The organism is Pseudoduganella umbonata (assembly GCF_014192225.1).
Lineage (GTDB): Bacteria > Pseudomonadota > Gammaproteobacteria > Burkholderiales > Burkholderiaceae_D > Rugamonas > Rugamonas umbonata.
In genome coordinates this window covers 225,997-240,857 of record NZ_JACHXS010000009.1, presented here as the reverse complement: position 1 = coordinate 240,857, position 14,861 = coordinate 225,997, and the positions used below count along the sequence as shown (strand labels likewise).

The window sequence follows — 14,861 nt, the reverse complement described above, 5'->3', positions numbered from 1 at the left end:
TCAGCCGCCCAGGATCTTCGGTTCGGCCAGCTTGCGGCGGGCGACCAGCACGGCCACCGCGCACGATGCGAGGCGCGCGGCCACAGAGTCGGCACGGCTCGTGAGGATCAGCGGCACGCGGGCGCCGAGCACGATGCCGGCCGCCCCGGCGCCGGCCATGAAGGTAAGGCTCTTGGCCAGCATGTTGCCCGCTTCCAGGTCCGGCGCGACGAGCACGTTGGCGCGGCCGGCCACGGGAGACACCAGGTGCTTGATCGCGGCCGCTTCCGGGTCGATGGCGTTGTCCATCGCCAGCGGTCCGTCGAGGATGCCGCCGGTGATCTGGCCGCGGTCGGCCATCTTGCACAGGGCCGCCGCATCGAGTGTCGCGGGCATTTTCGGATTGACCGTTTCCACCGCCGCCAGGATGGCGACCCGCGCTTCGCCGAAACCGAGGATGTGCGCGAGGTCGATCGCGTTCTGCACGATATCGACCTTGTCGGCCAGCGCGGGCACGATGTTGACGGCGGCGTCGGTGATGATCAGCGGCTCGCCATGGCCAGGGATGTCCATCACGAAGCAATGGCTGAGCCTCCGGGCGGTGCGCAGCCCGGTGGTGGCCGAGACGACGGCGCCCATCAGCTCATCGGTGTGCAGGCTGCCTTTCATCAGCGCCTGCGCGCCGCCCTCGCGCACGATCTCCACGGCGCGTGCCGCGGAGGCATGGCTGTGCGGCGTGTCGACAAGGGGGAGGGCGGAGATATCGAGAGCCGCGGCGGCGGCGGCCTGTTCGATCCTGGCACGCGGGCCCACGAGGATCGGCTGGATCAGGCCCAGCCGGCTGGCATCGAGCGCCGATTCCAGCGCATGGGCATCGCAAGGGTGGGCCAATGCCACGGTGACGGGGCCACTCTCGCGGGCCAGGCCGATCAGCCTGTCGAAGTAGGGATGGCCGGTGCCAGGGGCGCTCATCGGACCTCGCTTTGTGCAGCGCAGCTAAGCGCTGCTCGCCGCATCAGCGGGCATTCCATCGAATGGTACATGTGCGCTCCAACGAAGAGTTAGCGCAATCTTAGCCATTAATCGGCCACGATGCCAGCCGTTATTGATGCAGTGCGGCTGCAGTGCGCAACCCCTCTCCCGCACGGCAGGGATCACGGCGACATGCGTTCCCACGTATAGGTGCCGCCGCCACCGGCCAGCTCCAGGTGCAGCCGCCCGCCGTCGATCCGGTAGCTGCGCACCGCTTCGATATCGCCCGGCAGGCGCCCGGCAAGCGGCGACGGGGGGCACATCATCCGCGTCGTGGCGAGCGGGCCGAGCATCAGGCTGCCGGAAGCACCACCCGCCGCGCCCGGCGTGGCGGCCCAGGTTCCCGAACCCTGGTTGCAGTCGACGCGTGCGGACAGCCGGCCATCCGCGCCGAAGCGCAACTGGTACTGATCGGGCCGGGCCGGCCGGACTTCGGCCGTGCCGGCGCCTGCCGCCTGGTAGCCGACGAGCTGCCAGACGCTGCCGGCCAGCTGCGCCTGGCCTCCGGTACCCGACACCCCGGCGCATCCCGTTGCCAGCAGCACCGCGGCGGCGATGCCGGCCAAGTATTGGAGGTTACGTCGTTGGACTGTTTTCATGGTTCACTCCTTTCTGTCATTGGTGGCTTCGCCGGCCAGCGCGTGGAGCGGGGCGGCGCCGTGTTCGCTATCGTCCCTTCACCAGCGCCTTGGCCGCCGCCGTCACCTGGTCGCGCAGCCACTTGTGCTCGGGCGACTGGTGCACCCGCTCGTGCCACAGCTGGTAGAAGCGCATCGGCGGGAATTTCACGGGCACCGTGAAGAGCTTCAGCGGCAGCGTTTTCTCGTAGAACTGCATGAACTGGCGGCCCGTCGTCAGTACCAGGTCCGACTGCATCAGCATGTAGGGAATCAGGCCGAAGTACGCCGATTCCACTGCCACGTTGCGGTGCAGGCCCTGGCGTTCAAGGAAGGCGTCGATCACGCCGACGGAACCCTGCACCATCTGCGACGGCGCCACGTGCGGCAGCGTCAGGTATTCATGCAGCGTCATCGCATCGTCGGCGGTGCGCTTGGCGTACGGGCTGGAGGCGTGCATCGCGCAGACGATCGGATCCTCGAACAGCTTCGAGATGTGCAGGTGCTGGGGCGGTTCATCCCAGTTCGCGATGACCAGGTCCATGTCGCCATCGGACAGCATGCGCACATAGTCGACCCCCGGCCCCAGGCTGTGAATGACGACGCGGCTCTTCGGCGAGCCGCGCCGCAGCAGCGCCACCACGCTTGGCAGGAACTGGCTGTCCAGGTAATCCGGCGCGGCGATGTTGAACGTGCGTGCTTCCTCCTGCGGTGCAAAGGGCGTCTTCTTGACGAACAGGTTCTCGGTCTCGTCGAGGATGCGCTTGGCGGGCTTCAGCAGGCTTTCGCCGTGCTGGGTAGGCACCATGCCGCGGGCGCCGCGCACCAGCAGCGGATCGCCCGTCAGCTCGCGCAGCTTGCGCAGCGAGGCCGAAATGGAGGGCTGCGGCTGGTTCAGCTTCAACGCCACCCGCGAAACGTTCTTTTCCACCAGCAGCAGGTACAGGATGCGGATCAGGTGAATGTCGAGATGCTGCGGCAGGGCGGACATGGCAAAGGCTGTGTCTATACGGATACGGATATGTCAAATATACGTGATCTTTCATGCCGGGTGCAGACAATCCATGTATCGACTGTAAATAGATTGCAGCGGGCCACACGTGCTCGATCGGGCGCCCAAGTGGTCGATCTGAAAGCGATGTTGCCGGAAAAATGGGGTACGTCCCCATTTTTCCGGCAACATTACTGCTTCCGCATGAACGTGCGCACGGTGTCGTTCAGCGTTTCCATGTTGACTGGTTTCGTCAGATGATGATTGAAGCCGGCCGCCATCGCGCCCATGCGGTCCTTGTCCTGGCCATAGCCGGTCAGTGCGATGAGCACCGTTTTCTCCAGTTCCGGATAGGTGCGCAGCGTGGCCGCCACGTCCACGCCACTCATGTCGGGCAGGCCGATATCGAGGAAGACCACGTCCGGGCGCAGCCGCAGTGCCGCTTCGATCGCGCTGGCGCCGTCGTGCGCCATGTGCACCTCGTGGCCGGTGAATTGCAGCAGCGCCGCCACGATCTCGGCGGAATCGACGTTGTCGTCGACGACGAGGATACGGTGCGCATCGGCCGGCCTGGCCGGCGCCGCGGCCGGGACGATGCAATCGGATTCGTCGGCCGCGGGCGTGCGGGGCAGCGTGGGCAGGCGCACCTCGAACGTGCTGCCTTCACCCGTGCCTTCGCTGTGCACGCTTACGTCGCCGCCATGCAGGTTGACCAGCGTGCGCACCAGCGACAGGCCGATGCCCAGCCCGTCCTGTACCCGGTCCGGCGAATGGCCGGCCTGGGCGAACAGGTCGAAGATCGTTTCCGCCTGTTCGGCGGGGATGCCGATGCCGTTGTCCGTCACGCGGATCACCGCCTCATCGCCTTCCAGGCAGGCGGCCAGCGCGATGCGGCCGCCGGGCGCCGTGAACTTGGCGGCGTTGTTCAGCAGGTTGCCGACCACCTGCGTCAGGCGCACGCTGTCGCCATCGACCCAGATCTCGTGGTCCGGCAGCTTCACCGTCAGCACATGCTGGCGCGCGGCGATGTTCGGTTCGGCCGTTTCCGCGGCGCTTCTCAGCAGGCCGCACAGCTCCACCTGGGCGCGGCGCAGCGTGATCTTGCCTTGCGAGATGCGCGAAACGTCCAGCAGGTCGTCCACCAGTCGCACCATGTGGTCGGTCTGGCGCAGGATCACGCGGCGCGCGTTTTCCTGGGCCGGCGAGGAGTGCGGATCGAGGCTGCGCAGCAGTTCGACGGCATTGCGGATCGGGCCCAGCGGATTGCGCAGTTCGTGCGCCAGGATCGCCAGGAATTCATCCTTGCGGCGGTCCACGTCGCGCAGTTCGCGCTCCACCCGGCCCAGCCGCAGCAGCGCTCGCACGTTGGCCACCAGCTCTTCCGGTTCGATCGGTTCGAACAGGTAGTTGTCGGCGCCGCTGTCGAGCGCGCGCACCTTGTCCGGCGACGACAGGTAGGAAGCCGAGGTTTGCAGCACCAGCACCATGGCCGTCAGCGGATCCTGCTTCAGCTGGCGGCACACTTCGAAGCCGTTGATGTCCGGCAGCTTGGTATCGAGCAGCACCAGGTCGGGCGACGCTTCGTGGGCCATGCGCAGCGCTTCCGCGCCGCTGCCCGCTTCCAGCACGCGAAAGCCGGCGCGTTGCAGGATGCGCGTCTTCGCGTAGCGCGCGGCATCGGTATCGTCGACATTCAGGATCACGGGATCGTGCGGGGGGGCCTTCATGATGGTCTCTCCTGATGGCAGAGGGTATTCAACTGCGCCAGCAGTTCGTCGCGCGCGACGGGCTTGCTGAAATAGGCATCCGCCCCCAGCGAAAACGCCTTCTGGCGGTCCGCCACTTCGGAAGCGATAATGACCGGTACATGCTTGCGGTGTTCGTCGTCCTTGATGCGGGCAAGCCAGCGCCAGCTGTCGCCGCCGTTCAGGTACAAATCCAGGATGATCGCGGCCGGCCGTTCCACGGCCCATGCCTGTTCCGCTTCCCACACGCTGCGCGCGGCGATCACGCGGTAGCCGGTGTTGCGCAGGTAACTGCGGTACAGCAGCTGGGTCGAGCGGTCGTCCTCGACCACCAGCACGGGAATACCGGCGGCATCCGGCGCATCCGGGCGCAGTACGTGCGGTTGCGGCATGTCGTCATGCAGCAGCGGGATGGTGGCGGAGAACGTGGAGCCGGCACCGGGCGCGCTTCGCAGCGACACGGAGCCGCCCAGCAGGTTGGCCAGCCTGCGGCACAGCGGCAGGCCCAGGCCGGTGCCCTTGACGCGGTGCTGCAGCCGGTTTTCCACCTGCGAGAATTCCTCGAAGATGAGCTGCTGGTGCTCGGGCGCGATGCCGATGCCGGTGTCGGCCACCTCGAAGCGCACCGCGTCGCCTTTCGGCAGCAGCGTGGCCGACACGCGCACGTGGCCCGCTTCGGTGAACTTCAGCGCGTTCGAAATGAAGTTGCGCAGGATTTGCGACACCTTCGCTTCGTCCGTCATCATCGTGATCGGCCCCTCGGGCTCGTCGAACAGCAATTCCACGGTGGACGAGACCAGCAGCGGGCGCAGCATGCCGCGCAGCGCGGAGAACATGTCGTTCACTTCGAACGGCGCGGCGCGCACGTCGATCTTGCCCGCCTCGATCTTGGCCAGGTCGAGCAGGTCGTCGACCAGTTCGGTCAGCGACTCGGCACCCTTCAGGATGAAACGCACCTGCTTTTCCTGTTCCGGCGTCAGCTCGCCATCGACCCGTTCCAGCAGCAGCCGCGTCAGCGCGCGGATCGACGACAGCGGCGTGCGGAACTCGTGGCTCATGTTCGACAGGAAGCGTGTCTTCATCTCGTCGGCGCGGCGCAGGTGGTCGGCCTTTTCATCGAGCTCCGCATACAGTGCCACCACGCCGCGGTTGGTGTCCTCCAGCTCGCGGGTCAGCTGCATCAGCTCGTCCTGGCGCGTTTTCAGCTCGGCCAGCGTGGCCAGCAGCTCCTTGTTCTGCTGCTGCACCTCGGCCACCGACACGTCCGCCGCGAGCGCCGCGAACTGCGCGCTCATCTCGCCCACGCTGGCCGCTGTCAGCAGCGGCGCATCGTGCGGCAGCAGCTTCTTCAGCGTGATGGTGGTGCCAGTTGAGGTGCCAACTGCCGTGCCAGTACCGGTGCCGGCGCCCTGGTCGGTCGCGGTCTGGATGTCGAACTGGTCCATCAGCCGGCGCGCGCCGATGATGCCCATGCCCATGCCGGTGCGCGACTGGTAGCGGCCGGACAGCACGAGGTCCAGGTGGGGAATGCCCGGTCCCTTGTCCTCGATGCGGATCACCAGCAGTTGCGGCGACGTGGTGCCCTCGACGGCGAATTCCACGCGGCCGTTGCCGGCATAGCTGTACACGTTGCGCGCCAGCTCCGACACGGCGGTGGCGATGCGCGCCTGGTCCTGCGCGTTGAAGCCGCACAGCGCGGCGATCTGGCGCGCCCGCTGGCGCGAGGCGACCACGTCGAGCTCCTGCTCGATGCGCAGCGTGAGGACGCGGATGCTCATGCCTGCCATCCCCGGTAATCGCGAACCACGAGCACCGTCACGTCATCGCGGCCGCGGCTGAAGTCGCGGTACAGCACACCGGCCATGAGGGCCGGATGGCAGGCCACAAGGCCCGGGTAGTCCTCCAGGCGCCAGCGCGAGTTGATGCCGTCCGAATGCAGGATCAGCAGCGCCGCATCGGCCCACGGCGCGCCGAATTCCTGCACCTTGCGCACGTTGCTGCCGACGATGCCGTTGTGCGACACCAGCTGGCGCCGGTCGTCGCCGGCGAACAGGTGGGCGGCGATGTTGCCGACCCCGGCAAACGTGATCGTCTCGTCGAGCATGTCGATGCGGGCGACGGCGGCGGCGGCGCCGCGGGTGGGCCGCAGCGCCGCGTGCATGTCGTTGAGCAGCGTGCCGGCCGGCAGCGCCGGTTCGCGGGCGACCATGGTGGCGGCCAGCTCGGAAGCCTGGGCCGCCAGCGGGCCGTGCCCCAGGCCATCGGCCACCATCACCGTGGCCGAGGTGGCATCGTGCGCCAGCGTCCAGCTGTCGCCGGACAGGTCTTCGCCATGCATCGGCAGGCATACGGCGCCCCAGTGCAGCGCGGGCGCATGGCGGGCCGCCTCGGCCGGTGTCATGTCCGTCAACTGGCGCGGCCACATGGCCATCATGACGGCGGTGCCGCGGCCGGGCGCACTGTAAATGTCGAACTCCGCCGCCAGGCGCCGCATGGCGCCCAGGCCCACGCCGTAGCTGCCGGCGGTGGAACGGCCGTCGGCCAGGCTGGCGGCCACGTTGGCCATGCCGGCGCCGCTGTCGAGGGCCAGGATTTCCAGGCCGTGCACACCACGCTGGCACAGCGGGCGCAGCAGGATCTCGCCGTGCCCGGCGTGCTTCAGAATGTTGGTGGCCGCTTCGGTGACGACGATCGCCACCTCGCCGGCCGCCGTTTCATCGAAGCCGAGCCGCGTGCACAGGTCGACAGCGGCGCGGCGCACCGCCGCGACCTGGCTGCCGTCCGCGAGGGCATGGCAGCTCTGCCGGTGTTCGGCGGCTAGTATGGTTTCCATTTGCAGATTCTTACGGTAGTGCCCTGGCCAGGTGCCGATTCGAGTTCGAATTCGTCGGCCAGGCGCTTGGCGCCGGACAGGCCGAGGCCCATGCCGCCGCCGGTGGTATAGCCGTCCGTCAGTGCCCGCGGAATATCGGGAATGCCGGGGCCATGATCGATGAAGGTGAGGCCGACGCCCTTGCGGGCACCGTTCAGCAGCTTCTCCATGTGCGCCTCGCCGCCGCCGCCGTAGCGCAGCGTGTTGCGGGCCAGTTCGCTGGCCGCCGTGATCATCTTGGTCTGGTCGATCAGCGAGAAACCGGCGGCAATCATCTGCTCGCGCACGGATTGCCGCAGCCGCACCACATCCTCGTCGGAACGAACCGGCAGTACCACTGCATCGACATCGATATTGCTCAAGGATCGCCTTTCCGGTTAGCCAGCGCTCTGTTTCAGCAGCTGGACGCCTTTTTCGACGTTCAGTGCCGTCTGCACGCCATGCAGCGTCAGGCCCAGCTCGACGAGCGTGATGGCAACCGCCGGCTGCATGCCGACCAGTACCGTGCGCGCATCGAGGATGCGCGCCATCGCCGCCGTGTTGCTGATCATGCGGCCGATGAACGAGTCGACGATGTCGAGCGCCGAGATGTCGATCAGCACGCCGCGTGCGCGATCCTTGACGATGCGGGAAGTCAGGTCGTCCTGCAGCGTCATCGCCAGCCGGTCGTGCATGTCGACCTGGATGGTGACCAGCAGCATGTCGCCCATCTTCAGTATGGGAATACGTTCCATGATTGCCTCAGAAGGCCGTTTCGGCGCGTACCACGGTGGCGCCGACGCGTTTCAGCGCCACCAGGAAGGCGTCGGCCAGCGTCGCCTTGGTGGTCACGTCCTCCAGGTTGACGCCCAGGTGCACGATGGTTTGCGCGATCTGCGGCCGGATGCCGCTGATGATGCAGTCGGCGCCCATCAGGCGCGCGGCGGCGACCGTCTTCAGCAGATGCTGGGCCACCAGCGTGTCCACGGTCGGCACGCCCGTGATGTCGATGATGGCGATCGAGGCGCCCGTTTCGATGATCTTCTGCAGCAGGTTTTCCATCACGACCTGGGTGCGCGCGCTGTCGAGCGTGCCGATCAGCGGCAGTGCCAGCACGTCTTTCCACAGCTGCACGACCGGTGTCGACAGCTCCAGCAGCTCCTGTTGCTGGCGCATGATCACGCTTTCGCGGCTGCGCTGGTATTCCTCGATCGTATACAGGCCCATGCGGTCGAACAGCGCGCCCGTGTCGGTGACCTCGGCAGCCAGCGCTGCCGGGTCGCCCGCCAGGCTGGTGCGCAACAGGGCGAACACCGGTTCCTTCAGCGAGAAGATGAAGCTGGCCGTTTCGGTCGGCGAAAAGCCCTGGCGCACGCGCGCGGCGGACATTTCGGCCAGCAGCTGGCGCACTTCGCTCCAGGCCTGGGCATCGAAATCGTAGCTCTGGCCGGTCCCCACGGTACGGGCAACCAGTACCAGGAAGCGGCTGGCCTGCTGGCGGATCTCGCCTTCGGCCGCCTTGTCGCGGCGCACCATACGGGACAGCATCCCGCCCAGCCAGCCTTCCAGCAATGCCTCCTGGTTGTCAGTAAGAATCTTGGCCAGGTGGCCGGTCGTTGCCATGCTCATGCGATCTCCGGAAAAATTTCAAACGAATCAGTGTAACAGTTTGATACGACCCGCAATGATACGATTTGAAACATTTCCTTGCCACACGATACGAACCTGGAAGCAAAAGAAAGGCGAAAACGGCCGAGCCCGTGTCCCGGTGCCAGGCACGGGGACACGGGCTCGGCCGAAGACGCTGGATGAGTGTTCAGCCGTTCCGGTAGCGTTCCAGCAGCGCGCGGTGCAGCGATGCGACCTGTTCGGGGTCGATCTTGGGTTGGCGGTCGAACGTCAGCAGGCCGTTCTTTTCATGTTCGACGTCGGTGAACTGCGTGTAGCAGGCACCGGCCAGGAAGGTGAGGGTGCCCAGGCTTTCCATCAGGTCGCGGTAGCGCGCCAGCAGTTCGTCGCCGGAGCGCACGCTGCCGTAATAGTCGAACAGCCGGTCGCGCGGCGCATCGGCCCCCTCGGGTTCGCTGAGAAAGCCGCCCACTTCCGACAGTACGACCGGCTGTCCGCGGTATTTGCCGCCGGGCAGGAACAGCGGCTTGTCCTTGTACCAGCCCTTCAGGGGCGGCACGCCGGTCTGCTGCGCTTCGGCGTAGCGCGCGGCCAGCTTGTCGCCGGGCTGCGTGTAGTCGTGGATCGAGCAGACGTCGGTCAGATCGGTGTGTTCCCAGCCGTCGTTGTCGACCACCAGGCGGCCCGGATCGAGCCGGCGCGTGCGCAGCACGAGTTTTTCGATGAATGCCTGCTGGCTGGGATGGCGGTACAACGCCGGGAAACCGAAGCTTTCCACCAGCGGCACCCAGGCCACGATGCACGGATGCCCGGCATCGCGCTCGACGGCGCGTTCCCATTCCGACAGCAGAGCTTCCTCGGCGTCCAGCGACCAGCTGCGCGTGTTCGGCATTTCTTCCCAGACCAGCAGGCCCAGCCGGTCGCACCAGTACAGCCAGCGCTCGTCCTCGATCTTCTGGTGCTTGCGTACGGCATTGAAACCCAGGCGCTTGATCCACTCGGCATCCGTGCGCAGCGCGTCCACCGATGGCGCGGCCAGGTTGGTATCGGGCCAGTAGCCCTGGTCCAGCACCATCAGCAGGAAGGTGCGCTCGCCGTTCAGGCGGAAATGGCCGTCGTGCGCCTCGAAGCGGCGCAGGCCGCAGTAGGAGCCGATTTCGTCCAGCACCCGGCCGTCGGCCACCAGGCGCACGCGCAGGCCGTACAGGTAGGGATGGTCGGGCGACCAGGCTTGCGGCGCATCGATCCGCGCATCCAGCGTGGCGGTGGCGAAGCGCGTTTCCGCCTGGGCGAAGGCGACCCGGTTGCCGGTCTCGTCGAGCACGTCCAGCTCCACGGTCCAGCCGGCCGACGGCGCGTGCAGGTGCACCTCGACCGACAGGCGTCCGTCCGGCTCCGTCTTCAGCCAGCGCAGCGAGTCGATGCGCACCGGCGGCGCCGGTTCCAGCCACACGGTCTGCCAGATGCCGGTGGTGCACCAGTAATAGATGCGCACCGGCTTGCCGGACGACGACTGCTTGCCGCGCGGCTGGTACATGTCCTGCCGGTCTTCGACACGCAACGTGATGCGGTTGGCGCCGTCCACGAGGAACGGCGCGATGTTGAACGAGAACGGCACGTGGCCGCCGCGGTTGCGGCCCGCCAGCCGGCCGTTGATCCACACTTCGGTGCTGTAGTCGACTGCGCCGAAGTGCAGCAGCAGGTCGTGCGGTTCATCGCTTTCATTGCCGCGCCATTGCTCCGGCACGTCGAACGTGCGGGCATACCAGACGATTTCATGCACGTCGTGCGTGCCGATGCCGGAGCGCTCGCTCTGGTACGGGAACGGCACCTCGATCGAGCGCGGCAGGGCGCGGCCATCGTGCCAGCCATCGTTGCGGCCCTGGTCTTCATCGTCGAACGCGAATTCCCAGGTGCCGTTGAGGCTGATCCAGTCGGGCCGGGTCAGTTGGGGACGGGGGTGGAGGATGTCGGTCGTGGTCATCGAAACATGGTAGCCCGAGACGCGATTTGCCGGACGCACGGATCGACCGGCGGCCGCACGGGCGGGCGTGCGAATGCGCACGACGCTGCAGCTGCGCTCGGCGGGGATGGCCCTGGCGAGCATCCCGGGATGGTGGTGCCGCGGCTGTAAAGTCATAGCGTCGGCTGCTGCATTGCACCATGGCAGCCCGCCGCGCCAGCAGGGGCCTGCGCGGGCGCGCGATGCAAGTAACGGGCCGTGTGTACTGCGCCGCAACAAGGCAATGCCTTTTCCCCGACCGGCGGAAATAATTGCTAAAATGTTTAGGCTAGAAGCGCCTGACAAGACTTTCATGGCAAGGCGCGTCGAGATGACAGTACGCCGGTGCGGGGAGATGCCAAGCAGCCTCGCGGATTTGTCAGGCACTGGAAGCATGTTCAGCCGGCAGCCATGCCGTTCCGTGGCCGCGTTTTTCCGATCATCCTGGAGGAAGGCATGGAAGAGGTGCCTGGCAGTGCCGGCCTGATGCCGGGCTTTTTCTCCCCCTACGACGCGTTGATGAATGCGGCGGACGAGCCGGATGCCGTGCTGCGCCTGCAGGCGGCGGCACGCGAACTGGGTTTCGATAACGTCATGTTCGCCGTGATCCCGCAGCCGAAACTCAATATCGGCGAAGTGTATTTACGCAGCAATTACCCGGACCGGTGGCGCGACTACTACGATCGCAACAACCTGCGCGCCACCGATCCCACGGTCGAATACTGTTTCCGCTCCAGCTCGCCCTTTGTGTGGCTGCCGCAATCGTTCAAGACGGCAGAACAGCAGGCCCTGTACGAAGAAGCCTCGGCGTTCGGCCTGAAGGTGGGCGTCACGCTGCCGATCCGCGGCGTGGATGGCGAGATCGGCATGCTCACCTGCGTGCGCGACGGCAATCCGGGGCCGGACTTCCTGAAAGACCTGAACCAGAACCTGGGCGCCCTGGCGCTGCTGCGCGACGTCGCTTTCGACTCGCTGCACCAGTATGTGCACGCCGCGCCGCCGCCTGCCGAAGCGGCGCCGGTGCTGACGGCACGCGAGCGCGATTGCCTGCAATGGATGTGCGCCGGCAAGACAGCCTGGGAGATCGGCCGCATCCTGAGCATCTCGGAAGCGGGCGTCAATTTTCATATCGCCAACCTGCGCGGCAAGTTCGGCGTGAGCCGCCGCAACGACGTCGTCATCAAGGCCATACGGTTGGGCTTGATCGACCTGCCGGGCTAGCAGGCATTGCTTACTTGGCGGCAGTGCTGCCGAATTCCGGCGCGCGCACCGTGTGCAGGTGATCGTCGCCCACGATGCGGAGCAGGTACAGGCGGATCAGCAGCAGCACCGGCAGCGGAATGCTCCGGCCGCGCTCGAAGCGGCTGCCCTGCGTTTGCGTGACACCGAAACGGCGCCAGAACTGCGTCTGGTTTTCATGCATCACATAGCGCAGGTCGCGAATCAGGTCGTGATCATGCTGCGTCATCGTATGCGTTTCCTGTGTCTCCGTATTGAAGTGCGGAGCAGGCATCCATTGGGCGAGGCCGAAGCGATCGATTTTGTTCATGATAAAACCCGATATGGTGACAGGATTGAACCAGGTGCCGGCGCGCTGACCCGCGCCGGCATGTGTTATTTCAGCATGTGTATTTCAGTGAACGGTGCCGAACAGCGCTGCGCGGGTTTTCTCGCCCAGGTGGATTTCCAGCGCCACCGCACGTTCCACGCCGATCTGCAGCGGCGGGCCCATGCGGCTGGTTTCCACGCCGGTATGGCGCAGCAGCCGCTCCACCGCCGTCGTCGTCACGGTCACGTATTTGCGGATGCCATGCTGGTCGGCGAAGGTCACGATGCCGCGCATCGCCGCGAGTGCCCGCTCCGCGAAACCGAATTTCGAATCGCCGTCCGTCTCGATCGCAAAGCGGCTCAGTTCCCAGACCTGCCCGTCCACCGGCGCGGCCGCGCCATGCAGCAGCTGCGGAAACGTATCCTTCAGCATGTAGGGGCCTTCGGTCGGCATCATGCGCCAGCAGCCGCACACCTTGCTGGCGTCGTCGCGAATCACCATATAGTGGGGTTCGAGCGCGTCGTAACCGTCGATTTCCATGCCGTCCAACACCGGCACTTCCCAGCCCATGCGATCGCGGAACACCTTGGCGCGCAGCACGTGAATATCACGCAGCTCGTTGCGGGAAAACTCCTGACGCTGACCAATTTGAATTATCGAAGCCATGTTATTTCTCCCTGTGGATTATCTCGTTAAGTCTGGACTTTGGTTTGTTACCTATCTTTCGCTATCTGCCGCGCTGCCTTTTGAATGCAGTTGATGTAGGTACTTTATGCGTCCTGGCTAAACTTAATAACTCCCGGTTCTACTAGTAGAATGGCCGGGCCATACTGGTAGAACTGATAGGGACAGAAACGGATTTAAATGCTAGCCCGCCAGTGCTCGCATTCCCGAATGGAGATTATTCGGCAGGGCTGCGGCAGCGGGATGCCGCGACCGCGGCTTGTATTGAGTGCGCTGGAAATCGGGCTGCAAGGAATTTGTTATCCCTGCCGTCCGCGCGTTGTCAGCTGGCGGCGGTTTCCGGCCAGGGCAAGGCGGCACTGCCGTGCAGGTAGCGGAACCGTACCGGCCGGCCCCGGCGGTAGGCGAGGGCGAGCTGGCAGTCGCGCATGCGGCGCACGGCGACGAACCCGTCCGGCGCCGTACGGTCCGGCAGCGGCGCCCGGTCCTGGGCGACGATCAATCCCTCCGGCGTGCGCCCGAAGCCGCAATCGGCCATCGACCTGGCCATGCCGGGACCCAGGGCCTTCGAGTACGCTCTCTTCAGCGTCCACAGTTCCAGGAAGCGGTGGTAGCGGCGCTCTTCCGGACAGTCGAGCAACTGTGCCAGGTCGCCCTGGTGGAACAGCCGGTGGGCGATGCGCATGAAGCCGCGGCGCACCGGCACCATGGTGGCGACGTCGACGCCCAGCAGCGGATCGCTGCCGATCGCCAGGGCCACGTGCGTTGCGCAGTGCGACAGGCTGAAATGGAGTTCCTCGTGCTCGGCCAGGCAGGGCCGGCCCCACCGGTCGCGTTTGAATGCCAGCGCGCGCGGGTCGTCGTCCACGTACGCGCCCAGCACGACGCGCTGCAGCACGCGGCTTTGCAGGTACTGCCACTGGCATTGCCCTGGCCGGATCGCGCGCCAGCGCGCCAGTTCGGCGATGGCAAGCAGGGGCAGGTACCCATCCGTCCGTGCCGGATCGGCCGCCGGTTGCAGTTCCATCAGGTAGATCGCCACGGCGTTACGCGCCGGCAGGTCGCGGGGATCGACCGGCAGCGGCAACGGCTGCGGCATTGCCAGCGGCAGCAGTTGCAGGTTCGCGTCGTGCATCATGTGCCTCAACGGAGATGCCACAGCGGCTGGCGGGTCCGGACGGACATGGGCGGGGACATCCGATTGCGCGGCGAAGACGGCGCGGCGACTAGCATTCCACGCAGGCAGCTTGCCATTCGCCGGTGGCCATGCGGTTGCGCAGTACCTGGTGAAACAGTTCGGCCGCCCGCATCGACATGCCTTCCAGGCCGAGCGCGTCGCGGATCTGCGAGGCCAGGCCGACCAGCCGATCGTCGAAGGCGGCCACCGAAGTGAACGGCACCGCCGTGTGAAGCTGCGCCGCGCGGCTGGCCACCTGCGGGCCATCGTTCCAGCGCACGACGAAGATTTCATGCTCGCCTTCCAGCGCGCGCAGCGCCGGACCGTCGCTGCCGTCGGCAAACAGCGTCACTTCGAAAGGCAGTTGGTCGAGCAGGGAGCCGCCATCGGCGGAGCGGTAGGTGCGCGCATCGCCGCGAGCCAGGATCAGCAGATGGTGCAAGGTCTTCTCCTTACGTCAGGATGCCCGGGGCGGGTGGGCGGCCGATGCCGCCCGCGCGTCCCCGTTCGTGGATGGTTGATCTGATGGTCAGTCTGATTGCGCGCGCCGGCGGCGTTGCCGGCAACGTGTCCAGCACAAACTATTAAACCAGAGCCGCCGGCGA

The 14,861-nt window shown here is 66.2% G+C and carries 15 protein-coding genes; 1 reads left to right on the top strand and 14 read right to left on the bottom strand.

All coding sequences use genetic code 11. From position 1 onward, the window contains the following. The 10 genes from FHS02_RS22100 to FHS02_RS22055 form a co-directional block, all read right to left on the bottom strand. Complete coding sequence (locus tag FHS02_RS22100; protein ID WP_137316299.1) at positions 1 to 951, bottom strand: phosphate acetyltransferase; 951 nt, start codon at positions 949 to 951, stop codon at positions 1 to 3. A 182-nt stretch (positions 952 to 1,133) separates the two neighbouring features. After that, entirely contained in the window at positions 1,134 to 1,610 is a 477-nt protein-coding gene (locus tag FHS02_RS22095) for an META domain-containing protein (RefSeq protein WP_137316300.1), read from the bottom strand. Between the two features lie 67 nt (positions 1,611 to 1,677). Further along, a complete protein-coding gene (locus tag FHS02_RS22090) occupies positions 1,678 to 2,619 on the bottom strand; it encodes a LysR family transcriptional regulator (protein WP_137316301.1) in 942 nt (313 codons plus the stop codon). Positions 2,620 to 2,810: 191 nt separating this feature from the next. Beyond that, complete coding sequence (locus FHS02_RS22085; RefSeq protein WP_137316302.1) at positions 2,811 to 4,346, bottom strand: response regulator; 1,536 nt, start codon at positions 4,344 to 4,346, stop codon at positions 2,811 to 2,813. Further along, positions 4,343 to 6,142: an ATP-binding protein gene (locus FHS02_RS22080; protein ID WP_137316303.1), complete on the bottom strand. Its 1,800-nt coding sequence runs from the start codon at positions 6,140 to 6,142 to the stop codon at positions 4,343 to 4,345. The genes FHS02_RS22085 and FHS02_RS22080 overlap by 4 nt, the downstream gene beginning before the upstream one ends. Next, positions 6,139 to 7,197: an ATP-binding SpoIIE family protein phosphatase gene (locus FHS02_RS22075; protein WP_137316304.1), complete on the bottom strand. Its 1,059-nt coding sequence runs from the start codon at positions 7,195 to 7,197 to the stop codon at positions 6,139 to 6,141. Before FHS02_RS22075 ends, FHS02_RS22080 begins: the two co-directional genes overlap by 4 nt. Further along, positions 7,182 to 7,598: an anti-sigma regulatory factor gene (locus FHS02_RS22070; RefSeq protein ID WP_229422356.1), complete on the bottom strand. Its 417-nt coding sequence runs from the start codon at positions 7,596 to 7,598 to the stop codon at positions 7,182 to 7,184. Before FHS02_RS22070 ends, FHS02_RS22075 begins: the two co-directional genes overlap by 16 nt. Positions 7,599 to 7,613: 15 nt before the next feature. After that, positions 7,614 to 7,970 carry an STAS domain-containing protein gene (locus tag FHS02_RS22065; protein ID WP_137316305.1) on the bottom strand — a complete coding sequence of 119 codons (357 nt, stop codon included), beginning with the start codon at positions 7,968 to 7,970 and terminating at the stop codon, positions 7,614 to 7,616. A gap of 7 nt (positions 7,971 to 7,977) precedes the next feature. After that, a complete protein-coding gene (locus FHS02_RS22060; protein ID WP_137316306.1) occupies positions 7,978 to 8,844 on the bottom strand; it encodes an STAS domain-containing protein in 867 nt (288 codons plus the stop codon). A gap of 187 nt (positions 8,845 to 9,031) precedes the next feature. Next, positions 9,032 to 10,828, bottom strand: a complete 1,797-nt coding sequence (locus FHS02_RS22055; protein WP_175424913.1) for a glycoside hydrolase family 2 protein — start codon at positions 10,826 to 10,828, stop codon at positions 9,032 to 9,034. 474 nt (positions 10,829 to 11,302) lie between these two features. Here FHS02_RS22055 and FHS02_RS22050 point away from each other — a divergent pair, with 474 nt between their 5' ends. After that, positions 11,303 to 12,067 carry a helix-turn-helix transcriptional regulator gene (locus FHS02_RS22050; RefSeq protein WP_175424914.1) on the top strand — a complete coding sequence of 255 codons (765 nt, stop codon included), beginning with the start codon at positions 11,303 to 11,305 and terminating at the stop codon, positions 12,065 to 12,067. Positions 12,068 to 12,077: 10 nt separating this feature from the next. Here FHS02_RS22050 and FHS02_RS22045 read toward each other — a convergent pair whose 3' ends face one another. The 4 genes from FHS02_RS22045 to FHS02_RS22030 all read right to left on the bottom strand — a co-directional run bounded on the left by FHS02_RS22045 (position 12,078) and on the right by FHS02_RS22030 (position 14,698). Further along, positions 12,078 to 12,395 (bottom strand): helix-turn-helix domain-containing protein, encoded by a 318-nt coding sequence (locus FHS02_RS22045; RefSeq protein WP_137316309.1) that lies wholly within the window; start codon positions 12,393 to 12,395, stop codon positions 12,078 to 12,080. A gap of 84 nt (positions 12,396 to 12,479) precedes the next feature. Further along, positions 12,480 to 13,061, bottom strand: coding sequence for an acyl-homoserine-lactone synthase (locus FHS02_RS22040; protein ID WP_137316310.1), 582 nt, complete (start codon positions 13,059 to 13,061; stop codon positions 12,480 to 12,482). Between the two features lie 340 nt (positions 13,062 to 13,401). Then, positions 13,402 to 14,217, bottom strand: a complete 816-nt coding sequence (locus FHS02_RS22035; protein ID WP_137316311.1) for a 4'-phosphopantetheinyl transferase family protein — start codon at positions 14,215 to 14,217, stop codon at positions 13,402 to 13,404. Between the two features lie 88 nt (positions 14,218 to 14,305). Further along, positions 14,306 to 14,698, bottom strand: a complete 393-nt coding sequence (locus FHS02_RS22030; RefSeq protein WP_137316312.1) for a hypothetical protein — start codon at positions 14,696 to 14,698, stop codon at positions 14,306 to 14,308. Positions 14,699 to 14,861: the final 163 nt, after the last annotated feature.